Source organism: Mycobacterium sp. (genome assembly GCF_046330795.1).
In the GTDB taxonomy this organism is placed as follows: Bacteria; Actinomycetota; Actinomycetes; order Mycobacteriales; family Mycobacteriaceae; genus Mycobacterium.
Genome location: NZ_JAXLSA010000001.1, coordinates 580,808 through 601,617 on the forward strand (window position 1 = coordinate 580,808; position 20,810 = coordinate 601,617).

The 20,810-nt window shown below is 66.2% G+C and carries 19 protein-coding genes; 8 read left to right on the forward strand and 11 right to left on the reverse strand.

The window, feature by feature from the left end:
- Nucleotides 1-16: 16 nt before the first annotated feature.
- Both U0R18_RS02825 and U0R18_RS02830 read right to left on the reverse strand, forming a co-directional pair.
- Nucleotides 17-670, reverse strand: coding sequence for a sensor domain-containing protein (locus U0R18_RS02825; protein ID WP_526365734.1), 654 nt, complete (start codon nucleotides 668-670; stop codon nucleotides 17-19).
- Nucleotides 642-2,882, reverse strand: a complete 2,241-nt coding sequence (locus U0R18_RS02830; RefSeq protein WP_526365736.1) for an NADP-dependent isocitrate dehydrogenase — start codon at nucleotides 2,880-2,882, stop codon at nucleotides 642-644. The genes U0R18_RS02825 and U0R18_RS02830 overlap by 29 nt, the downstream gene beginning before the upstream one ends.
- 97 nt (nucleotides 2,883-2,979) lie before the next feature.
- Between U0R18_RS02830 and U0R18_RS02835 the strand changes: the two genes are divergently transcribed.
- Nucleotides 2,980-3,654 (forward strand): VldE C-terminal domain-containing protein, encoded by a 675-nt coding sequence (locus U0R18_RS02835; protein WP_526365738.1) that lies wholly within the window; start codon nucleotides 2,980-2,982, stop codon nucleotides 3,652-3,654.
- An 88-nt stretch (nucleotides 3,655-3,742) separates the two neighbouring features.
- Here the strand turns inward: U0R18_RS02835 and U0R18_RS02840 are convergent, their stop codons facing one another.
- A complete protein-coding gene (locus U0R18_RS02840) occupies nucleotides 3,743-5,788 on the reverse strand; it encodes an alkaline phosphatase family protein (RefSeq protein WP_526365740.1) in 2,046 nt (681 codons plus the stop codon).
- 146 nt (nucleotides 5,789-5,934) lie between these two features.
- Between U0R18_RS02840 and hpnE the strand changes: the two genes are divergently transcribed.
- The 3 genes from hpnE to U0R18_RS02855 all read left to right on the forward strand — a co-directional run bounded on the left by hpnE (nucleotide 5,935) and on the right by U0R18_RS02855 (nucleotide 10,726).
- Nucleotides 5,935-7,287, forward strand: coding sequence for a hydroxysqualene dehydroxylase HpnE (gene hpnE, locus U0R18_RS02845; RefSeq protein ID WP_526365742.1), 1,353 nt, complete (start codon nucleotides 5,935-5,937; stop codon nucleotides 7,285-7,287).
- Nucleotides 7,288-7,370: 83 nt separating this feature from the next.
- On the forward strand, nucleotides 7,371-7,820 hold the full coding sequence (locus tag U0R18_RS02850) for an MmpS family transport accessory protein (protein ID WP_526365744.1): 450 nt from the start codon (nucleotides 7,371-7,373) through the stop codon (nucleotides 7,818-7,820).
- Nucleotides 7,817-10,726: an MMPL/RND family transporter gene (locus tag U0R18_RS02855; protein WP_526365746.1), complete on the forward strand. Its 2,910-nt coding sequence runs from the start codon at nucleotides 7,817-7,819 to the stop codon at nucleotides 10,724-10,726. Before U0R18_RS02850 ends, U0R18_RS02855 begins: the two co-directional genes overlap by 4 nt.
- Here the strand turns inward: U0R18_RS02855 and U0R18_RS02860 are convergent.
- Entirely contained in the window at nucleotides 10,666-11,163 is a 498-nt protein-coding gene (locus U0R18_RS02860; RefSeq protein ID WP_526365748.1) for a hypothetical protein, read from the reverse strand. The two genes, U0R18_RS02855 and U0R18_RS02860, sit on opposite strands and share 61 nt — an antisense overlap.
- A gap of 51 nt (nucleotides 11,164-11,214) precedes the next feature.
- Here U0R18_RS02860 and U0R18_RS02865 point away from each other — a divergent pair, with 51 nt between their 5' ends.
- Nucleotides 11,215-11,343 (forward strand): hypothetical protein, encoded by a 129-nt coding sequence (locus tag U0R18_RS02865; protein WP_526365750.1) that lies wholly within the window; start codon nucleotides 11,215-11,217, stop codon nucleotides 11,341-11,343.
- A 9-nt stretch (nucleotides 11,344-11,352) separates the two neighbouring features.
- Here the strand turns inward: U0R18_RS02865 and U0R18_RS02870 are convergent, their stop codons facing one another.
- On the reverse strand, nucleotides 11,353-12,042 hold the full coding sequence (locus U0R18_RS02870; RefSeq protein WP_526365752.1) for a type 1 glutamine amidotransferase domain-containing protein: 690 nt from the start codon (nucleotides 12,040-12,042) through the stop codon (nucleotides 11,353-11,355).
- Nucleotides 12,043-12,083: 41 nt separating this feature from the next.
- Nucleotides 12,084-13,196 (reverse strand): ABC transporter substrate-binding protein, encoded by a 1,113-nt coding sequence (locus U0R18_RS02875; protein ID WP_526365754.1) that lies wholly within the window; start codon nucleotides 13,194-13,196, stop codon nucleotides 12,084-12,086.
- 118 nt (nucleotides 13,197-13,314) lie between these two features.
- On the opposite strand from U0R18_RS02875, the gene U0R18_RS02880 reads away from it, so the two are divergent.
- Complete coding sequence (locus U0R18_RS02880; RefSeq protein WP_526365756.1) at nucleotides 13,315-14,481, forward strand: NDMA-dependent alcohol dehydrogenase; 1,167 nt, start codon at nucleotides 13,315-13,317, stop codon at nucleotides 14,479-14,481.
- A 25-nt stretch (nucleotides 14,482-14,506) separates the two neighbouring features.
- Complete coding sequence (locus tag U0R18_RS02885; RefSeq protein WP_526365758.1) at nucleotides 14,507-15,496, forward strand: hypothetical protein; 990 nt, start codon at nucleotides 14,507-14,509, stop codon at nucleotides 15,494-15,496.
- 42 nt (nucleotides 15,497-15,538) lie between these two features.
- On the opposite strand, the gene U0R18_RS02890 is transcribed toward U0R18_RS02885, so the two are convergent.
- The 5 genes from U0R18_RS02890 to U0R18_RS02910 form a co-directional block, all read right to left on the reverse strand.
- On the reverse strand, nucleotides 15,539-16,036 hold the full coding sequence (locus U0R18_RS02890) for a MarR family winged helix-turn-helix transcriptional regulator (protein ID WP_526365760.1): 498 nt from the start codon (nucleotides 16,034-16,036) through the stop codon (nucleotides 15,539-15,541).
- A gap of 120 nt (nucleotides 16,037-16,156) precedes the next feature.
- The gene (locus U0R18_RS02895; RefSeq protein ID WP_526367375.1) at nucleotides 16,157-16,918 is read right to left on the reverse strand and encodes a PIG-L deacetylase family protein; all 762 of its coding nucleotides are present in this window, start codon (nucleotides 16,916-16,918) and stop codon (nucleotides 16,157-16,159) included.
- Entirely contained in the window at nucleotides 16,909-17,862 is a 954-nt protein-coding gene (locus tag U0R18_RS02900; protein ID WP_526365762.1) for an acyl-CoA dehydrogenase family protein, read from the reverse strand. The genes U0R18_RS02895 and U0R18_RS02900 overlap by 10 nt, the downstream gene beginning before the upstream one ends.
- The gene (locus U0R18_RS02905; RefSeq protein ID WP_526365764.1) at nucleotides 17,859-18,632 is read right to left on the reverse strand and encodes a glycosyltransferase family 2 protein; all 774 of its coding nucleotides are present in this window, start codon (nucleotides 18,630-18,632) and stop codon (nucleotides 17,859-17,861) included. The genes U0R18_RS02900 and U0R18_RS02905 overlap by 4 nt, the downstream gene beginning before the upstream one ends.
- A 64-nt stretch (nucleotides 18,633-18,696) precedes the next feature.
- On the reverse strand, nucleotides 18,697-20,028 hold the full coding sequence (locus U0R18_RS02910) for a class I SAM-dependent methyltransferase (RefSeq protein ID WP_526365766.1): 1,332 nt from the start codon (nucleotides 20,026-20,028) through the stop codon (nucleotides 18,697-18,699).
- 84 nt (nucleotides 20,029-20,112) lie between these two features.
- Between U0R18_RS02910 and U0R18_RS02915 the strand changes: the two genes are divergently transcribed.
- Nucleotides 20,113-20,802, forward strand: a complete 690-nt coding sequence (locus U0R18_RS02915; RefSeq protein ID WP_526367377.1) for an HAD family hydrolase — start codon at nucleotides 20,113-20,115, stop codon at nucleotides 20,800-20,802.
- Nucleotides 20,803-20,810: the final 8 nt, after the last annotated feature.

Here is a 20,810-nt window from a genome sequence, read left to right on the forward strand (position 1 = left end):
CGGCCGACGGGCCGGCTCACACCTTGGCGTTCGCCAAGGCCTCGATACGTGCCAGCGCATCCGTGGCGAGGGCGGCCGTATCCAGGCCGCCGCCCGCCCCGCACGTCGTGATCTCGATGGCCGCATTGTGCGCCGCCACCATCGCGTTGTCGCAACTCCATGCCGCACCGCGGAGCGACCACAGCACGGCACCTGCCGGGGACGACGGGGTGGGCTCTGCGTCGAAGCCATAGCTGCGGCCGTGCACCGTGGTGACCGTCATCGATGTGCCCGCGCAGGATTCGACGGCCTCGTGGGCGTCGGCCAGCGCCGCCGATGGATCGAAGTCGGACGGGTAGACCGCGACGATCTCCTCGACCACCACGCCACCGTCCTCGGTCTGCCAGTGTCCGCTGATGATGGCGGCGGGGTGCCGATCGGTCAGCAACGGCGGCGACACCTCACGTGCCACCGGCGTACACCGATCCGGGTCGACCTCGTCGAACTGGTTCCCCTCCACGCCAGTGACTTTCGAGCTCAGCAGGTTGGTCACCTGCTGAGTGCTGATGGGCGCCACCTCGCGTTGCGGGAGCGCGCGCGGAGAATCCACCATCCGCGTGCATGCGGTGGTCAGCAACAGGAGGAGCGCCAGTGGCGCAAGCTCACGCCTGCGCTGCCGCCAGCGCGTCATTCAGCGTCTTGCTCGGGCGCATCACCGCGCTGGTCTTCTCCGGATCGGGCTCGTAGTAACCGCCGATATCGGCCGGATTTCCTTGTGCCGCAGCCAGTTCCTTGACAATGACATCCTCATTGTCGGCCAGCGTCCGGGCCAGCGGGGCGAAGTGCTCGGCCAGTTCCTTGTCGTCGGACTGCTCGGCCAGCGCCTGCGCCCAGTAGAGCGCCAGGTAGAACTGGCTGCCCCGGTTGTCCAGCTCACCGGTCTTGCGCGACGGGCTCTTGTTGTTGTCGAGCAGCTTGCCGACCGCCGCGTCGAGCGTCTTGGCCAGCACCCCGGCCTTCGGATTATCGGCCTTGTCGGCCAGGTCCTCGAGGCTGGCGCCCAGCGCCAGGAACTCGCCGAGCGAATCCCAGCGCAGGTGGTTCTCCTCCACCAGCTGCTTGACGTGCTTGGGCGCCGACCCGCCCGCGCCGGTCTCATAGAGACCGCCGCCGGCCATCAACGGCACGATCGACAGCATCTTGGCGCTGGTGCCCAACTCCAGGATCGGGAACAGGTCGGTGAGATAGTCACGCAGGATGTTGCCCGTCGCGGCGATGGTGTCCTGGCCGCGGATCACCCGCTCGAGCGTGTACCGCATGGCCCACACCTGCGGCAGGATCGTGATCTCGAGGCCGTCGGTGTCGTGGTCCTTCAGATAGGCCTTGACCTTCTTGCGCAGCTCGTTCTCGTGCGGACGCTCGTCGTCGAGCCAGAACACCACCGGCATCCCGGACAGCCGCGCCCGGTTGACGGCCAGCTTCACCCAGTCGCGGATGGGCGCGTCCTTGACGATGGGCATGCGCCAGATGTCACCCGCTTCGACCTCCTGGCTCAGTAGCACCTCACCCGATTCGGCGTCGATGATCTTGGCGACGCCGTCGGCCGCGATCTCGAAGGTCTTGTCGTGGCTGCCGTACTCCTCGGCCTTCTGCGCCATCAGCCCCACGTTCGGCACCGTGCCCATGGTGGTCGGGTCGAACTGGCCGTGCGTCTTACAGAAGTTGATGACCTCCTGGTACATCCGGGAGAACGTGGACTCCGGGTTGACGGCCTTGGTGTCCTTGGTGCGCCCGTCGGCGCCGTACATCTTGCCTCCGAGGCGGATCATCGCGGGCATCGACGCATCGACGATGACATCCGACGGCGAGTGGAAGTTGGAGATGCCCTTGGCCGAATCCACCATCGCCAGTTCCGGCCGGTGCTCATGACACTTGTGCAGGTCCTCGATGATCTCTTCGCGCTGCGAGGCCGGCAGGCTCTCGATCTTCTCGTAGAGATCGGACAGGCCGTTGTTGACGTTGACGCCGAGTTCGTCGAACAGCTTGCCGTGCTTGGCGAAGGCGTCCTTGTAGAAGATCTTCACCGCGTGGCCGAACACGATGGGGTGACTGACCTTCATCATGGTGGCCTTGACGTGCAGCGAGAACATCACGCCGGTCTTGTAGGCGTCCTCGATCTGCTCCTCGTAGAAGTCGCAGAGCGCGGTCTTGCTCATGTACATGCTGTCGATGACATCGCCCTCGTCGAGCTTGACCTCGGGTTTGAGCACCAACTCCTTGCCGTCCGCGGTCTCGAGGACCATCTTCACCTTGCGTGCCTTGTCCAGCGTCAGCGACTTCTCGCCGTGATAGAAGTCGCCGGTCTTCATCGTGGCAACGTGCGTACGGGAGGCCTGTGACCACTCGCCCATGCTGTGCGGATGTTTCTTGGCGTACTCCTTGACCGCATTCGGCGCCCGCCGATCGGAGTTACCCTCCCGCAGCACCGGATTGACCGCGCTGCCAAGCACTTTCGCGTAGCGATCCTTGATCGCCTTCTCGTCGTCGTTCTTCGGGTCCTCCGGGTAGTCCGGAATGTCGTAGCCCTTCTCCCGCAGTTCCTTGACCGCGGCCTTGAGTTGGGGCACCGACGCACTGATGTTGGGCAACTTGATGATGTTGGTGCTCGGATCCTGGGTCAGCTTGCCCAGCTCGCCGAGGTTGTCGGGCACCTTCTGCTCATCGGTCAGCTTCTCGGGGAACTCGGCCAGGATGCGGGCCGCGACGGAGATGTCGCTGGTCTTCACGTCGATACCGGCCGGTCCGGCGAAGGTCCGGATGATGGGCAGGAACGCGTAGGTCGCCAGCAGCGGGGCCTCGTCGGTGAGCGTGTAGATGATGGTCGACTGCTGCTCGGCGCTCATGTGTGTGTTCTCTCCCGCGTTCGATTCGGTCAGACGGCACCCAGTATCGCAGCAGCAGGCGGGATGTGGCGGTGCGGGCGGGTCTGCAGGGCTACGGTTGCTGATTGTGGGCAAATCGCTGAAGAGCCGGGGTCGCCGCGGAGTGGCGCTCGCGGCATCGCTCGTCATCTCCGCGGCGATGGTGTACGCCCAGGGTCGCGAGCCCCAGCATCCCAACGCCGCCCCGGCAGCACCGCCGGCCGCCTCCCCCGCCCCGGCCCAGGACGCCCCCGGCGTGCCTGTCGTGGCGACCGCCACGGAGGCCGAACTCCTGGCGGCCAGCGCGCCGGTGGACCCGCACACCTTCGAGTTGCAGCTACCCGCCGGCGTCGCCGACGAGAATCGGTTGCAGATCCACACCATCTGGGCCGCCCGGACCATCAGCGCGCTGTTCCCGGACATCAAGACCATCTACGGCTACCGGCAGGATCCCCTCAAGTGGCATCCCAATGGTCTGGCCATCGACGTGATGATCCCCAATCCCCATTCCCAGGAAGGAATCGATCTGGGCAACCAGATCGCCGGCTACGCCTTGGCCAACGCCAAGCGCTGGGGGGTGTTGCACGTGATCTGGCGCCGCGGGCTCTATCCCGGGATCGGTGCCCCGTATTGGACGGCCGACTACGGCAACGAGACCGCGAACCATTTCGACCATGTCCACATCGCGACGGACGGTGGTGGCTACCCCACCGGACGCGAGACCTACTACGTCGGATCGATGAAGACGAGTTGAACCCGTGTCCTTGGCATCGAGTCAGCGCTGGCTGCGCCGATTCCCGAGTAGGCCTCGCCGGGGACGCTGAGTCGATGACGGATGGCGGTCAGGCCACCACGCAGTAGTCGGAGCCGGCCCCGGCCTCACCGCAGGTGAGGGCATCCGCAGTGTCCTGCAGACCCGACGGCGGCCCTTCCAGCGGCGGCAGAGGTGCCGGCAGCAACGGGAAGATGCTGGTGTTGCTGACCCCGGTGAACGCCGCAACGATCTGCGCCAGGATGTTCGTCGGGATGTAGAGAGCGTCACCGAGCAGCTGGATCGGCAGGATGGCCAGGCTGGCCAGCGGGCTGATCAGGAAGATGTCCTGATCGACGATCGCCTGCAGCGCCGAGGTGATGCTGTCGGTGATCTGGACGACGAAGTACGGGATGCTCGCGAACAGCGTCCGCGCACCCAGCGCGATGTCATCGCCGATGTTCGGATAGCCGTTCATATCGATGATGTCCTGCAGCGCGCCGCGCAGCCCATCCTCATCGTTGATCGGCGTCACGTCCGCGCCGCCCAGCGTGGTCAGCGACACGCCCTGGGAGTACGACGCCGGCGTCCCGCCGAACAGCGTGACGATCGTGGGCGTGGTGTCGACGATGCTGTACTGCAGGTTGATGTTGCCCTGGGCGAACGGGCCGCCGTTCGCGATCACGAAAGTCGATGTCTCATTGGGTGATTGGAACCCGTGGCCGAAGCCCTGCGACTGCTGATGTCCGTGATCGGTCACCACGATGATGGTCCACTGCTCACCTGACATGGCGATGGCCGCCAGGATCGCGGCGAGGTTCTGATCGACATTGGTGATGGCGTCGGCGTACTGCTGCGAGCCGCCGCCGTGCATGTGCCCGTTCTCGTCGACGCCCACGAAGTAGCTGAACATGAAGTTCGGCACCGAGTAGTCGGCGTTGGTGATCGCGTTCACCGTGGCGGCACCCACTGCGTCATCGGTCAGCGACCAGTCGGTGTCACCCTCGACCTGCTTGACGTACTGCACGCTGTCGGCCGGGAGCGATCCCGACGCGGCGATGGCGGCAAGGACATCCCAGTCGGCGATGGCGGTGGTATGGATCAGCGGGTTGAACCCTTCGAGCTGGTTGAACACCGTCGGCCACGCGTCATAGACGGCCGGGTTGTAGATGTTGTTGATCACGCCGGTGGTCTCACCCCACACACCGGTCAGGATGGTGGTCCACGACGGGTTGGAGATCGTGGTGTGCCCGACGATGCTGGCCGCGGCGGTGGTGCCGGTCTGCATCAGGCTGAAGAAATTCGTGTTCGCGGCGTTGGCCAGGATCTTGGACAGATTGGTGCCGTCCACCCCGATCAGCAGAACGTTCGGCGTGTCATCGGGTTCCGACGAAGTCACCTGCGGGGCAACGTCATTCGCGCTGTCGACCAGCGCTTTGCGCTGCGTCTCGGTGGTCACGGCGGCGAGTACCGTCAGGGCCGCCGTGGTCTGCAGCGGCGAGACCGGATCCGATGTGGAGCCCTCATCGGAAGGCGCTAGCTCGCTGACCGCGGCCACCATGGTCGCGGGCTCTTCCTCCGGTTCCGTTGCGACGGGAGCCAGATCGACGGCGGCCAGCGCGGCGGCCTCGACCACCTTCGGCGCAGCGGGTGCGGCCGACGGTTCGACGTCGACATCCTGCTCGTCGGCGACCGTGATCTGCGGGTCGGCATCCACCTCCGTGGCCGCGCCCTTATCGGCGTCGTCATCGCTGGCGACGACGGTCTTGCGAGCCGACCCGTCCGAGTGACGCTCGGTCACCTCCGGCGCATCGGACCCTGCCGCGGCGGGCGGGTCATCGGCGTCGGCCGACTCCGCGGCGTCCGGCTCATCCTTCGGATCGCTCACGCTGCCAGTGGATTCGGCCGGATCGGACGCTGTCGCGCCGTCGCTGTCCTTGCCGTTGTCCTGGCCCGCGGTTTCCTTCTGCGGGGTATCCGTCGTGTCGTTCTTCTGGGTGTCCGACGCCGAGGCGTTGACCGAACCACTGGTGGAGTCGGCCCAGGCGGGGCAGCTCCAACCGGTCGCAACTGCCGCGCCGATTCCCAGCGCGAGGGCAAGGCCGCCGACGCGACCCACATAGTTTTCGAAGGCCACGCGGTATGTATAGCCCTCCGGTCCGGCGATCGCGGGCAAATGAACGAGGAACCTGAAAAGAACCTGAGTTCTCGGATCGTGCGCCCCACGCGCCCCGCGTGCACACCCCGCCGCGCGGTCGCCGGAATGGCCGTTAACATCGGCGTATGGGTGAGCGACACGTGGTGGTGGTCGGCGGTGGTCTGGCCGGAATGGCGTCGGCCGTCTGGCTGGCCGAACTGGGCCACGCGGTCACACTGCTGGAGAGCAACGGAACCCTGGGCGGGCGCACCGTCGGACTGACGTCCAAATACGGCGACGCTGTCGAGAACGGCCAACACGTCCTGGCCGGATCGTACGAGAACATCTTCCGATTCCTGGAGTCCATCGGCAGCCGTGATCTCCTGGAGTTCCCCGGCGAGTTCGGGGTGCGCTATCCCGGCGGGCATGCCGAGACCTTCGGTTTCGGTGCGCGGAACATCGTCCGGATGGCGCTGGGCCGGGTCCGGGACCTCAGCATCCCGACCCAGCTCGCGGCGTTACCTGCCTGGACGCGCCTGGCCCGCGACGTGGTCCGCTTCGACGATTCACTCGACGACATCACTGTTGATCAATGGTTCGACCGGGTCGGGTTTCCCGCCGCGCTACGCCGAGTCATGTTGAACCCCATGGTGATCGGCCTGTTGAACGAGCTGCCGTCATTGGCCTCGGCGCACGCGTTCGCGGCCCTGTTGCGCACCGGTTCCGATCGGGCCCGCCGATTCGGCCCCGCTGCGGTCCGAATCGGTTATCCGACAGTCGATCTCGGCGAGTTCTACATCGACGCGGCCAACCGCACCATGGCCCGACTCGGGGTCGACGTCCGGCTGCGTACCCGAGCGGTCCGTATCACGGTGAGCGACGGACGGGCCGGCGGCGTCGAATTATCGGACGGTTCGACAGTGGCCGCCGACGCGGTGGTGCTCGCGGTTCCCTCGTGGAATCTGCGTGCACTCCTGGACGACGTTCCCGGTTCGGAGGACGCCCGCCTGGCCGCCAAACAACTCGAGCCCATTCCCATCATGAATGCCTACGTGCTGCTGGACCAGCCGCTGGGAACCGTAGCGCCATGGGAATCGTTGCTGGACAGTGATATTGGCTGGGTCTTCGACCGCGATCGGATGCATGGACCACGCTCCGACGGCAACCATCTCTACGCGCTGACCACCTGCTCGAGCTACGACCTGATGGGGCTCAGCAATTCCGAGGTCGCCGACCGCCTGCTGACCGCACTACGGGCCAGCTACCCGGCCGCCCGAACGGCCAACGTCGTCGACCTGACCGTGGTGCCGTGGCCCAAGGCCACGTTCTCGTCCCGGGTGGGCATGTCGACCATCCGACCGGGAAACGACACCGATTTGCCCAACCTGGCGCTGGCCGGCGACTGGACCCACACCGACTGGCCCACCACCATGGAGGGTGCGGCCCAAAGTGCCGCGCGCGCTGTCGATCTGGTGCATTCCGCGCTCACCGCCCGGTAACCGGATTCGCCCCTGGTGATTTCCAGCCAGATGTGCATCGTGCCGCCGGGTCGAACCCGGGCGCCCGACTGTGCGAGCATCGAATGGTGCCCGACCGATCGATTGCCCGCCCGCTCATGCGGCGCTGGACCATCGTGGTGGCGGTGCTGGTGATCGCACTGGCCGGATTCGTGGTGTACCGGCTGCACGGTGTGTTCGCATCCAAGGACGTGACCTCGACACCCAGCAATGCGGGCAATGAGATCGTGCCGTTCAACCCCAAGCACGTGGTCCTGGAGGTCTTCGGCCCGCCGGGTACGGTGGCCACCATCACCTACCTGGACGTCAATGCCCAGCCGCAGCGCGCCGATGACGTCACGTTGCCGTGGTCCTACGACACCACCACCACGCAGCCGGCGGTGTTCGTCAATGTCGCCGCGCAGGGCGACGGTGATTCGATCGGCTGCCGGATCAAGATCGATGACGTCATCAAGGACGAGCGAACCGCCAACACCGTGAACGCCTTCACCTACTGCCTGGACAAGTCCGGATGAGCACCTCCACCGACATCGGCGCACCGCATCGGGTCGCCGAGCTGATCCGCCGGTTCGCCGCGCTCATCGCGCTGTTCTGGCTGGGACTGGCGGTAGGCACCAACGTCTTCGTACCGCAGCTCGAGACCGTCGCTGAAGCGCACAACGTGTCCTTGAGCCCGCAGGACGCCCCGTCCCTGCAGGCCAGCAAGCGCATCGGCAAGGTCTTCCAGGAATTCGACTCCGACAGTTCGGCGATGATCGTGCTCGAGGGCGATCAGCCGCTGGGTGCCGAGGCTCACCACTACTACGACGGCCTGATCCAGAAGCTGCGCCAGGACACCAAGCATGTCGAGCACATCGACGATTTCTGGGGTGACCCGCTGACCGCGGCCGGATCGCAGAGCGCCGACGGTAAGGCCGCGCTGGTACAGGTGTACCTGGCCGGCAACCAGGGTGAATCGCTGGCCAACGAATCCGTCGACGCGGTTCGCCGCATCGTCGAGGACAATCCGCCGCCGCCGGGGGTCAAGGCCTACGTCACCGGGGCCGCTCCCCTGGTCACCGATCAGTTCGAGGTCGGTCGGCACGGCACCCTGAAGACCACTCTGCTGACGCTCGGCGTGATCGCGGTGATGCTGTTCTCGCTCTACCGGCGTCTCACAACCGTTTTCCTGGTGTTGTTCACCGTGATGATCGAGTTGACCGCGTCGCGCGGTGTGGTCGCGGTGCTGGCCAATGCCGGCATCATCAAACTGTCGACGTACTCGACCAACTTGCTGACCTTGCTGGTGATCGCCGCCGGCACCGACTACGCGATCTTCCTGCTCGGCCGGTTCCATGAGGCCCGCTACGACGGGCAGGACCGCGTCACGGCGTTCAACACAATGTACCGCGGCACCGCACACATCATCCTGGGCTCGGGGCTGACCATCGCCGGTGCGGTGTTGTGCCTGACGTTCACCCGGCTGCCGTACTTCAACAGCCTGGGCGTGCCGGCCGGCATCGGTGTGCTGGTGGCGGTGGTGGCCGCGCTGACGCTCGCGCCGGCCCTGCTGGCCATCGGCCGGCACTTCGGCCTGTTCGAACCCGCCCGCCCGATGAACACCCGTGGCTGGCGGCGGATCGGCACCGCCATCGTGCGCTGGCCCGGGCCCATCCTGTTCGCGACGGTGGCCATCGCACTCATCGGCCTGCTGGCGCTGCCCCGGTACCAGACCAGTTACGACGCCCGGCACTACATGCCGGGCTGGGCACCGGCCAATGTGGGCTACGCCGCGGCCGATCGGCACTTCTCGCAGGCCCGGCTCAATCCCGAGTTGGTGATGATCGAAGCCGATCACGACCTGCGGAACTCGACCGACATGATCCTGCTGGAACGGGTGGCCAAGGCCATCTTCCACACCGACGGCATCGCCCAGGTGCAGTCGATCACCCGCCCATTGGGTACACCCCTGGACCACACGTCGATCCCGTTCCAGATCAGCGCGGGCAGTGCCGCGCAGATCAACAATCTGCCCTTCCAGCAGGCCCGCACCGCCGATCTGTTGAAACAGGTTGGTGTGATCAACAATTCGATCGACATCCTGCGCCAGCAGTACGCGCTGCAACAGCAATCCAGCGCCATCACCGATGAACAGAGCCAAGCCTTCCAGCAGACGGTCGCCACGGCGGAGAACCTGCGCGACAAGATCGCGAACTTCGACGACCAGTTCCGGCCGATCCGCAACTATTTCTATTGGGAGCCACACTGTTTCGACATCCCCATGTGCGCTGCGCTGCGGTCGGTGTTCGACGCGCTGGACGGTATCGATGATCTGACCGAGCAACTGGGCAACGTGTCGGGCAGCATCGCGAAACTCGATCAGCTGCAACCGAAACTGCTCGCCCTTATCCCGCCGCAGATCGCCAGCCAGGAGACCAACCGCGATCTCACGATGACCAACTACGCCACCAACAAGGGCCTGAACGACCAGAGCCAGGCGGCACTGCAGAATGCGACGGCCCTGGGCCAGGCCTACGACGCGTCCAAGACCGACGACTCGTTCTACCTACCACCGGAGGCGTTCACCAACCCGGAGTTCGTCCGCGGTATGAACATGTTCCTGTCGCCGGACGGCAAGGCCGCCCGGATGATCATCACCCACGACGGCGATCCCGCGACGCCAGAGGGCATTTCGCATATCGACGCCATCCGACACGCCGCTCAGGAAGCCGTCAAGGGCACCCCCCTGGCCGGCTCCAAGATCTTCATCGCCGGCACCGCGGCCACCTACAAGGACATTCACGACGGCGCCCAGTACGACCTGATGATCGCCGGCATCGCGGCGCTGAGCCTGATCCTCTTGGTGATGATCTTCATCACCCGGAGCCTGGTCGCCGCGCTGGTGATCGTCGGGACCGTGGCGCTGTCACTCGGCGCGTCCTTCGGTCTCTCGGTGCTGATCTGGCAGGACCTGTTCGGCATCGAGCTGTACTGGATCGTGTTGGCGCTGGCCATCATCCTGCTACTGGCGGTCGGGTCGGACTACAACCTGTTGTTGATCTCCCGATTCAAGGAGGAGATCCACGCCGGGCTGAACACCGGCATCATCCGGGCGATGGCCGGCTCGGGTGCGGTGGTGACGGCGGCCGGCCTGGTCTTTGCGGCGACCATGGCATCGTTCCTGTTCGCCGACCTACGGATCCTGGGGCAGATCGGCACCACCATCGCCCTGGGCCTGTTGTTCGACACGCTGATCGTGCGGTCATTCATGACTCCGGCGATCGCCACGTTGCTCGGGCGCTGGTTCTGGTGGCCGCTGCGGGTCCGGCCCAGGCCCGCCAGCGCGATGCTACGGCCCTATGGCACCCGCGAGTCGGTTCGTCAGCTGCTGCTGTGGGAGGACGGTGACCCCGCGGTGGTGTCCGCGTCACCGGAAGGCTGACCCTCGGACGTTACGTCGATGCCGCGCAGCTTCTTGCGCAGGTGCGCGACCCGGCGCAGTTGGGCGGCCATGTTCATGGAGGTCAGCATCGGGATCCCGCCGATGAACGTGCGGAACGAGGGCTGGCCACCGTGCACGTGCAATTCGTGCAGGCAGCCGACGACGTAGAAGAACCCCATCGCGAACAACACGGCCGGTATCGCGAACGCCAGCGGTGAGCGGGCGTCGTCGACCAACTCGGTGGCGTAGTCGAACTCGGCCTGGGTCAGCGGTTCGCGCTTGCGCACCTTGGCAAGCACCTCCTTGTGCGCGCCCACCTGCTCGCCCAGGTGATGCGGGATCCGGCGCTCGAGCCGCGTCAGGTAGATGAACACGCAGGTGGCGAACACCACGATCATCGCGGCGTCGAGCACCGTGAGGTCGCCCCAGAGATCCATGTCCACGACGCTACCCGCGCGCCGCGACAGGTGATGGCTGGCCACAGACTTGTGCGAACCACCCACGAGGACGAACGGCTGCTGCCGGTCGGTGCGCCCACCTGGCTCGACGCGGGCCGTTACGCCCGGATCATGACGGCCGGTCTGCGACTGCTGGCCCGGTTGCCGGGCATCAAGTGATGCGGCCGGTCAGGCCTCGAGCACCTCGACAACCTTCTCGGCGGTGGCCTTGGCCGAGCCGGGGTTCTGGCCGGTCACCAGGCGCCCGTCGACGACGACGTAGGACCGGAACGGGATGAGGCCTTTCTCGTAGCGGGCGCCGCGCTTCTTCATCTCCTCTTCGGCGTTGTACGGCACCAGCTTGTCCACCCGGGCCAGGACCTCCTCCGACCAGGCGAACCCGGTGAGCTTGCGCCCCTTGACCAGCAGGTTGCCGTCGGAGAGTCTGGTATTGAGCAAGCCACAGTAGCCGTGGCACACCGATGACACGACGCCGCCGGCCTCGAAGATCTCGCGTGTAATACGTTGCAGCCCTTCACTGTCCGGAAAGTCGAACATCACGGCGTGGCCGCCGGTGAAATAGATCGCGTCGAACTCGGCCGCGTCGATCTGCTCGGGCGAGGCGGTCGCGGCCAGCAGTGCCATCTTCGCCGCGTCGCCCTTCCACGCCTTGGCGCTCTTGTCGTAGTTCGGGAACTTCAGCGAGCGGGGCTCGAGTGGCGACGGGCCGCCCGAGGGACTGACGATCGTCTGGTCGTATCCCGCCTCGGCGAAGACGTGATAGGCATGGGTCAGCTCGGAGAGCCACAGGCCGGTCGGTTCCGACGGATCCTCGTAATGGCTGACGTTGGTGACGACGTTCAGAATTCGCTTGGCCATGGGTCAACCATGGCGGTTCTGCTCCGGCGGCGCCAGGGGCTTCACTTCTCGCGAGCGTATCCGTCGATGGTGGCGTAGAGCACCGAGCGGCTGCCGTCGGGGAGTACCCTGCGGGCCACCAGGAATTCGCTGCCCATCCAGCCGTGGCGGATGTACTTCCCAAAGCGCATCCGGGTGCCCGGTGCACCGGTAGCCGCGGGCATCATCTTGATCCGCTCCAGGGCGTCCTTGACCCCGACGCCGGTCAGTGGCCGTGCGGTGGCCAGCGCGGTCATCATCAGCCGCCCGACGTCGTAGGCGTACAGCGGGAAGAAGTACGCCGGCCGGTGTCCGTAGCGCCGCTCGAATCGGTCGAGGAAGTCCTGTCCGATGGTGTTGCGCTCGTCGTACTGGTCGAGTCCGATCCAGCCCGCCAGCTGCTGGCACCACCACTCACTGGTGGCGGCGAACTCGAAGGCCGTGGTGGTGTATCTGGGCGGCATCCAGCCGATGGCCTCCAGCGCGGCGTTCATGCCGATGATGCCCAGCCCGAAACCGACGTGCATGAGGGCGTCGGGCTTGTCGAGTGCCAGCGTCGCCATCGCCGTGCGCTGATCGGCCGCGACCTGCGGGATGGCGACCTCCGCGGTGATGGTCAGACCGGCGTCCCGGCACGCTTCCCGGGTGGTGCGCAGGTACTCGCGGCCGATCAGGCTGTCCTCGAAGGCCACCCCCACCGTGCGGCAGCCGTCGAGCGCCGCCACGGTGGCCATGATGATCGGCTCCTCTTCCATCGACCCGGCCGGCAAGCCGAAAACCCACTCCCCCAGCATCGTTTCGGAAGCGGCCATGGTGATGATCGGGACCTGGCCGCAATCCTCCACATAGGGCCGCAGCGCCACACCGTTCTCCGAGACCAACGGGCCGAAGATCACCAGCGCGTCCTCATCCACCAGTTCGTGGAACGCATCGCGGACGTGGCGGAACGATCCGTTCGGTAGCCCCTGTACGGCGCGTACGACGAATTCGACCGGGCGTTCCAGTACTCCGGCGGCGAGGTACTCGTCGGCCACGAGTTGAAGTGCCGGAAGGATGTTCTGGTCGTAGGGAGCATCCCCGTCCTTCAGATAATCGATCAGCAGTCCGACCCGGGCGGGTGTGACCTCGGCGGCCATGAATTCGGCTCCTCCAGGACGGGTGCAAGGAATGTTCAGTACCTTTACAAAGGTACCTTCGGAGGCTTGAATGTCGCTAGCCATTCGATTGACCCCTTGGCGGAACGAGGAGCAAGCGATGAGGACCCGAGCCGCGGTGCTGCACGGCGTGGGACAGGACTGGCAGATGGAAACCATCGATCTCGACCCTCCACGCGCCGGTGAAGTGCTGGTGAAGATGATGGTCGCCGGTGTCTGCCATTCCGACGACCACTTCGCCACCGGCGACAGCGTTCCCGACGAGAACCTGCGCGCGCTGGTCGAAGCCGCGGGAATGCCGCTCCCCGAATGGTTTCCGCTGCTGGGCGGCCATGAGGGCGCCGGGATCGTCGAGCAGGTCGGACCAGGTGTCACGTCGCTGCATCCCGGTGACCACGTGGCGGTGTCCTTCATCCCGGCCTGCGGTACGTGCCGCTGGTGCGTCACGGGCGCCACCTACCTGTGCGACATCGGCGCGAAGCTGTTCAGCAAGAACATGATCACCGACGACACCCCGCGTCGACACCTGGGCGATCAGGACCTGCTGGCCATGATGCAGGTCGGGACGTTCGCCGAGCACGTCGTCGCTTCCGAACGGTCCTTCATCAAGATCGACGACGCGATCCCCTTCGAAGCGGCGGCGCTCGTATCCTGTGGTGTGACAACCGGTTTCGGGTCCGCGAGCATCAGCGCAGCAGTCCGCCCGGGCGACACCGTCGTGGTGGTCGGAACCGGCGGCGTCGGTATGAACGCCGTGCAGGGCGCTCGGGCTGCCGGCGCGAAGTACGTCATCGGCGTCGATCCGGTCGACTTCAAACGCGACGCCGCAACCGGGTTCGGCGCCACCCACACCGTCGCCGAAGCGGGGGCTGCGTTCACGCTGGTGCAGGATCTCACCCACGGTGTCATGGCCGACGCGGTGATCCTGACGGTCGGTGTGCTGCAGACGGATCTGGTTCCGGTGGCGCTGATGATGACCCGCAAGGGCGGTACCTGTGTGGTCACGGCCATGACCCCGCTGTCGCAGATGACGGTGCCGATGTCGCTGACCGAATTCGTGAACTCGGCCAAGACGCTCAAGGGGACGCTCTACGGCCAGATGAATGCCCGTGCCAGCATGCCGATGCTGTTGTCGATGTACCAGGCGGGCACCCTCAGGCTCGACGAACTCGTCACGCGCCGCTACCGCCTCGACGACATCAACGACGCCATCGCACACCTGCGCGAGGGCAGCAACATCCGTGGTGTCATTTGCTTCAATCCGTAATCGCCGCAACATGATCGGAGCACCCATGGCGGACAGCATCAAGTTCGACGTGCGCACCCACGTCCCGGTTACCGAGATCTACCGCCGGGCCTGGACGCCCGGGCCGGGACTCGGGCTGGCCGGAATGTGGATCGGCGCGGTGGTCGACGACAACGCCGGAAACACCTACTGGGGGCTACGGGGCGCCGATGACTTCCTGGCCGGGATGACCCATGTGGTCACACCGGTCACCGGCTTCAAGAAGCTACCGGTGTCGTTCGCTCCCGAACCACCCCACCTGTTTCCGGAGTACTCGACCATCGACTGGTTCGAACCGCTGCAGTACTCCGAGAGTCCCGACCAGACGCAGCTGGGATACGACAGCGGACGGATCGAACGCGACGCCGCCGGGCTGCACTGGTACGACGCCAGTGGGCGCTGGGAAGTTCACGGCCGCAGCATCAGTGATGTCTTCACCGTCCACGTGCCTGCGCAGAACGGGATCGCCGACGAAGCCCACTACCGGCATGAGCTCATGGCCGCCACGGGGACCATCGAAGGTGTCCCGGTGTCGGGATACCTGCATCAGGATTTCGCCTATGGGCCACCCGGCAAGGTCTACCCGGAACTACCGATCGTGCGTGAGCTGCAGGGCATGTGGGTGTCGTGGATGCAGCAGTACGACGACGGACAGTGGGGCGGCGGCTGCTTCTGGCAGGGCCGCGACAGTCGCGCGTTCGGACCCGGCTATCACGTCGTGGACGGTGTCACCATCGCCTACGACGACATCGTCGCGACGCCGACGTTCTCCGAGGACGGCAAGCTCGCCCGACTGGAAGCGACGATCGGCTCCGACACCTACACGTTCGACTTCGACAGGGCCGGCAGCTTTGTCCACTACTTCGGACAGCTCACCTCGAGTTCGATCGAACCGCCGGCCCGCAGTTGGTGCTGGGTGGAGTACGCCGGCGGAATGATCAACGGCGCGATCATGGACGTGATCATGCAGCGGTTCGCCCTCGCCCGCGGCGGCTGAACGCGACCCGCGGATCTGAGGGATTCGGTGGGCGCGCAGACCCTAGGGCGGGGAGGTTCTCCCCTGCTCCCAACCCCGGACGACGTCCGAGTGGTATGCCTCCAGCCGGCGGATGAACTCCAGATAGCCCTCGAGCTCGGGCGTGCTCGCCGACCCGAACAGCGCGGCGCCCATGGATGCCCGGTACTCCTGTGCGATCTGGGCTGCCTGCAATCCTCGATCGGACAGGTGCAGCCGCTTTCGTTTGGCGTCCTCGGCAGACGGCGTCTCACTGACGAGCCCCTTGGCCCTGAGCTTGGCGATCACCTGCGATGTTGCCGAGCGGGTCACCCCGAGCTGCTCGGACAGCTCGCTGCCGGTGATGCCGTCGTGCCGAAAGATCAACGCGCACATCTCGGTTTCGACCAACGTCATCGAGATTCCGCACCCGTAGTCGCGCGGGGTGCGGCGGCCCTGCTCGATCTTGTTGACGACACGCATCAGGGACGTGGTGATCGCCTCGACGAGGTTGTCGTCGTCCTCTGGCGCGTCGTCAGGCATGGCGGACCTTGTCGGGAGATGAGCGGGGGCCGGTTATTTGTTAACTACCTTAATAAGTAGACTAACGGGCGGTCCGCGGCGGGTCAACGAACCCGGTGCCGGCCGGCTACAGTGCTCCGGCTATCCGTTGGCGAACGCAATCTCGCCGACACCGAGCAGTCGGGGTAACACGAAGGCCGGCAGAATGGGTTCCCCACCGTCCGGTAACCTGCGGAACTGGCTCTGAAAGCTCAGTGCCGCTTCCGTTTTCATGGACGCGAACGGTGGCGCCAGGTCGATCGAGAATGCCCGGTCCCACGGCACCGCGGGATCGTTCGGCCGTGCCCAGTGCCACATCCAGATCGGATACTCCAGCAATGGCACGTGGACAGCCGCCGCCGCGCGGGCCGCGGCCCTGCCGACGGCTTCGTGATCGGGGTGCCCATCGCCACGCCAGGTGGCCGCACACCAGGTGCCGGGAGGGCCGGTGCCCAGAATGTCGGTGAGCACCGCAGCGAGGGCGGTTTCGTGTTCGGCCAACCGTCCGTCGGGCAGTCCCAGCGTGATGGGCGGTGGGACACCCAGCACCTGCGCCGCCGCGTGGAGCTCTTCCCGGCGCTCGCGCGCCAAGCATTGCTTCGCCAGATCGGAGGACTCGGGCCGGCCGGCCTCCCCGTCGCTGGCCGACACCACCCGAACCTCGACGCCGCGGGCCGCGAGTTGTGCAGCGGTGGCGCCGAATCCGAGCGTTTCATCGTCGGGATGAGCGCCGACGATCAACAGCGCACGGCACTCACGCAGATCCAGGTTGGGCAGCGACGGGGTCTCGCGCCACTCATGCAGGCCGGTCCCGCCGGTGCTCAGCGGCACTGCGGCAAAGCGACCGCAGTTGCTCACCCGGATAGGCCGCCGGGTCCGCACAGCTTGCCCAACTCCGCCAGATCACGTTCGGCATGGCTCTGGCGCACGTAGATCACCAGATCGGCGACCACTTGCGCATGGTTGGGGTCGTGACAGAGCGGCCCGGGACCCAGCGCCCTGCCGGTGCGGGTGACGGCTTCGTCCACCGTGTGCTCGACGACGGCGCGTGTGCGGCGGGCCAGTATCTGCGCCGCGTCGGTGTGGTCGAAGGGATCCGCGTCGATGTGCACGGCTGCGGCCGACAGCATCGCTTCGGCGCCGGCCAGCGCCGCGTCGACGGCGCCAAGATGGGCCAGCAGGTGCGGCTCGTCGGATCCGTTGGCCACGCGCTCGTAGAGCGGGCCGGCGACCGCGCGTGCGCCGCCGAACCAGCACGCGGCAACCCCGATCGCGCCGTGCCAGAACCCAGGCCGCTGCAGGTACTGTCCGGGCTCGCCGATCAACGTCGCACGTGTCCCGGTGAACTGCACAGAGCGGGTGTCGCTGCCGGCCATTCCCGCATTCCACCATGAGCTTGGTCGAGCCCGGACGCCCCAATCGGTGAGTTCGACCGCGAACAGGCCCCGCTGGCCATCGACCAATTGCGCGGTCACCAGCGCGTGGGTGCAGATGTCCGCTCCCGAACACCACGGCTTGGTTCCATCCAAGCTGTAGTCACCGTTGGGCGTCAGACCGGCTGTCAGCGAAAGTTCAGCGGACTCCGCGGCCCAGACACCCCAGAGTTGGCCTGGCTCAGGCGGTTTGCCACCCAACTCATGCAGGATGGCAACCGCGTCCGAATGGCCCTCGGCGATCCGGGCCGCAGTCAGATTCTCCCCGGCCAACGTGGCCAATTGCCGGAATCGCTCACCCGTCCGACCCGATCCGGGCAGGGCGAGCTCGAGGCGGCCTTCGTCGATCCAGCATCGCAGCAGCCCAGCTGTCATATCGCTGTCCTAGCTGTCAATCCGCCGAAGTCGCTATCTCGCAGTGTCGACAGATAGTCCGCGAACCCCTCCGGAGCACGACCGACACGACGCGCGCTGGTCCGCACAGGCACCCGCGCGGAGCGCAGGATGCGCAGGCCCGACTGCCGTTCTGCGCGCTCGACGAGTGCGACGTCCTCCCCCGTCCGCAGCGGGCTCCAGCCGCCCAGGCCGACATAGGCGTCAGCCCGGAAACCCAGATTCGCGCCGTGAATATGCGGATGGCCGTCCACGTAGCGGTGCCTCCGCTTCCAGGCGTCCAGTTCGGCCGCGCTCAAACCCGGTGTGGGGCTGACCATCCCGGTGACCATGTGATACCCGCGGATTGCCGCCGCGACGAAGTGGACCAACCAGTACGACGGCACTTCGCAGTCGGCGTCGGTGCTGGCCAGCCACATCCGGTCCAGTGGTGAGGTGCTCCGTGCGATGGCTGCGGCGACACCGTCGCGCCGGGCGGCGCCGACATTGCGATGTTCAGCAGCTATGACCGTGGCCCCGAGTTCGTGCGAGATACCGGCAGTCCGGTCATGGCAAGCGTCCGCCACCACAACCACCCGGCAGGTGATCTGCGGTGCGTGGCGCCGTAGTTCCCGTCGCGCATGATGCAGCGTGCTGAGGCAGTTGCCGACAAGTCCCTGTTCGTTGTGGGCGGGAACCACTACGCACAATTCGTCGACGACGCCTGTCAAGTCGGCGCCCGACCGCGATGCTCGAATTTCGGCGATAGTCACTGTTCCCCTTCACCGTGGCGTGACGACATGGTCCACGGGCGGCGGGCTGCACCCGGCAGGCGGGTTACCCGCTACACGCCTGATCAAACCCTTGCCGGTGAAGAACTGCCCCGTCGTACTCGTCGTGAACGGACTCCGGCTGCCCCCACACCTCCACCACCAGATCGGCATCCTCGTAGCGCGCACGCAGCGGTAGATCCAGGACCGCCGCCGTCTGCCGCTGGGCGGCGGGGCCATCGAGCGGAATGTGTTCGGTGCTCCTGCGCCAATTCGCCATGAGCAGTTCACCACCCGGGGCCAGGTTTCGGCGAGCCGCACGCACCGTGGACAGCAGGTCCGGTCCGTCGAGGAAGTACCCGATCTCGGAGAGTACGACGAGGTCCGCGTCGGCATCGGGAAAGTCCTGGGGCGCCGCGCCCAGTACCCAACGGACGTTGGCAGCCCCGACGCGGCGCCGCGCTACCGCCAGCGCCTTGGGGCTGGCATCCATGGCGATGACTTCATCGGCTCGGAGCGCCAGCGCTGCAGTCAATTGTCCTGTTGCACAGCCAACTTCGATGACACGGCGGTACCGCGGACGGCCCAGGCAGGCCAGCACGAGCGCCAACCGGCGTTGCTCATAGGGCGAATCGTCCAGGTGCCAAGGATCCTCGTTACCGTCGTCGAACATCATGTCGAATGGCGCGGCGATCTCGCCTGGCCGAGCAGCGACCCGGGTGACTGCGGCGACGCGCGCGGCGAGGTCGGGGTTCTGCGGGACCAATGCAACTTCGGCGGCCAGCGAGCTGACCGCCGGGCACGGTGGACCCAGTTGTTCCAGTGCCAGATCCTTGTCCCGCAGCCCCGTCAGCGACGGAACCAGCCAGCGCGCCCGCGACCAGAACGAGTCGTCGTGTCCGGACGAGAACCACGGCCAGGGAACATATTCCAGCAATCTGGCTGCTTTCTTTCGCGCCGCAGCGGTGGCAGCCCGCGCGACCGGACACTCAACGGTTCCGGTCGGTGCGATGAGCACGGTTCGGTCATCCAGGAGCGGCGCCAACCGTTCGCACATCACGCCGTCGAGGACACCGGCCTCGGTGGAACGCAGGTCCCACCGGGAAATGTCCGGCAGCAAAGGACTCGAGGGCGGCTCGGAGTCGCTGGGATCCGTTGTTTCGACGACGATCATGGCCACGTCTGTGCCGGCGCGGGCGAGGTCGGCCAGTGTCGCGCCGACGGCCGCCACCATCTGCCGGATGTCGGTGCCGGTGGCCAGCACCCGTGACGTTCCATCGACGAGGCCGGCCATATCGACCCGGGGGACGCTATCCCACCGGGCATCGAGCAGACCGGTCGCCGCGTGTTCGAATTCGCGTTCTTCCGGCCCGCCAGGCTGGCTCGTGCCACGGCGCATGTGACCAATGTAGGTCAACCACCGACCATGGCCCCGCTCGCGCCGGGTTCGTTTGGTCGCGCGGGCGTCGGGTATCAGGCATACATGGGCGGTGATCGGCGAGCGGTGTTGTTCGACGTCGACGGGACGCTGGTGGACTCCACCTACTTGCACGTCGATGCCTGGCGGCGGGCCTTCGCTGATCTGCGACTACCGGTGGAGACCTGGCGTATCCACCGGTGCATCGGGATGGATGGTTCGACGCTGATCGACACCCTGTCGGATGGTGCCGACGATGCGGCGCAGCGGCGGCTGTCCGAACAACACGGTCACTACTACGAGAGATCCAGTTCGCTGCTGAACCCACTCCCGGGTGCGGCGGACCTGCTGCGCCGTATCGCCTCCGCGGGTATCGAGGTGGTGCTGGCCAGTTCCGCACCCGAGGACGAACTGCGGATGAGCCGAAAGGTGCTGGCGTGCGATGACGTGATCTCGGCGGCGACGTCGTCCCGAGACGTCGAGACTGCCAAGCCGCGGCCGGACATCGTCAAGGTGGCACTCATGCGCGCCGACGTCGAACCGAACAACGCGGTGTTGGTGGGCGATGCGGTGTGGGACATGATGGCCGCCAACCGAGCGGGTGTCATGTGTATCGGAGTGCGCAGCGGAGGGGTGAGCGACCGAGAACTCGAAACTGCAGGTGCGGAAGCGGTTTTCGACAACCCCGAGGACCTGCTGCAGCATCTGGACGACAGTCCGATCGGGACGTTCATGGTCCCGTCACCGCGTCCCTGATCCTGGGA

Excerpts from the sequence above, each read along its gene's own strand:
- U0R18_RS02825 (WP_526365734.1), bottom strand. The coding sequence starts at position 670 with ATGACGCGCTGGCGGCAGCGCAGGCGTGAGCTTGCGCCACTGGCGCTC.
- U0R18_RS02830 (WP_526365736.1), bottom strand. The coding sequence starts at position 2,882 with ATGAGCGCCGAGCAGCAGTCGACCATCATCTACACGCTCACCGACGAG.
- hpnE (WP_526365742.1), top strand. The coding sequence starts at position 5,935 with ATGGGTGAGCGACACGTGGTGGTGGTCGGCGGTGGTCTGGCCGGAATG.
- U0R18_RS02850 (WP_526365744.1), top strand. The coding sequence starts at position 7,371 with ATGGTGCCCGACCGATCGATTGCCCGCCCGCTCATGCGGCGCTGGACC.
- U0R18_RS02855 (WP_526365746.1), top strand. The coding sequence starts at position 7,817 with ATGAGCACCTCCACCGACATCGGCGCACCGCATCGGGTCGCCGAGCTG.
- U0R18_RS02860 (WP_526365748.1), bottom strand. The coding sequence starts at position 11,163 with ATGGATCTCTGGGGCGACCTCACGGTGCTCGACGCCGCGATGATCGTG.
- U0R18_RS02870 (WP_526365752.1), bottom strand. The coding sequence starts at position 12,042 with ATGGCCAAGCGAATTCTGAACGTCGTCACCAACGTCAGCCATTACGAG.
- U0R18_RS02875 (WP_526365754.1), bottom strand. The coding sequence starts at position 13,196 with ATGGCCGCCGAGGTCACACCCGCCCGGGTCGGACTGCTGATCGATTAT.
- U0R18_RS02880 (WP_526365756.1), top strand. The coding sequence starts at position 13,315 with ATGAGGACCCGAGCCGCGGTGCTGCACGGCGTGGGACAGGACTGGCAG.
- U0R18_RS02885 (WP_526365758.1), top strand. The coding sequence starts at position 14,507 with ATGGCGGACAGCATCAAGTTCGACGTGCGCACCCACGTCCCGGTTACC.
- U0R18_RS02890 (WP_526365760.1), bottom strand. The coding sequence starts at position 16,036 with ATGCCTGACGACGCGCCAGAGGACGACGACAACCTCGTCGAGGCGATC.
- U0R18_RS02900 (WP_526365762.1), bottom strand. The coding sequence starts at position 17,862 with ATGACAGCTGGGCTGCTGCGATGCTGGATCGACGAAGGCCGCCTCGAG.
- U0R18_RS02910 (WP_526365766.1), bottom strand. The coding sequence starts at position 20,028 with ATGCGCCGTGGCACGAGCCAGCCTGGCGGGCCGGAAGAACGCGAATTC.
- U0R18_RS02915 (WP_526367377.1), top strand. The coding sequence starts at position 20,113 with ATGGGCGGTGATCGGCGAGCGGTGTTGTTCGACGTCGACGGGACGCTG.